This is a genomic window from Tamlana crocina, from assembly GCF_012037625.1.
This window is the reverse complement of the sequence record NZ_JAAVJS010000409.1, coordinates 1-385: the sequence shown is the minus strand read 5'-3', so window position 1 is coordinate 385 and position 385 is coordinate 1. Positions and strand designations below refer to the sequence as shown.

The 385-nt window shown below is 39.2% G+C and carries 1 protein-coding gene; it reads right to left on the bottom strand.

What is annotated here, in order from left to right:
* Nucleotides 1-385 (bottom strand): ATP-binding protein (locus HC176_RS17350; protein ID WP_245234951.1); only part of this gene is annotated, 385 nt, incomplete at both ends.

Genomic DNA, 385 nt, shown 5'->3' with positions numbered 1-385 from the left:
ACGTGCTTCTCAGTTTCGTCCGGGGCAGTATTTTTAACCAGATGTTTAATGCTTTCTCCTTCTGCACCCTGCTCAAATTCTATTTCGAAAACAAAGACAGATCCTTCCCCTTCCACACTGCTTACACTTATCTGAGAATTATACAGCATCAAAAGTTTTTTAACTATTGGTAAACCGAGTCCGGTGCCCTGATAATTAAGATTTTGGATCTTTAACTGAGAAAATTCTTCAAAGATCTCTTCCTGCTTATTCTGCGGAATTCCAATCCCGGTATCCCCTACCTCAAACCTTATCTTACATTTACCTTCGCTGCAATCAATATTTTCAGCCTTGATCCAGACCCTACCTTTCTCAGTAAATTTTACTGCATTTCCAATAAGGTTCA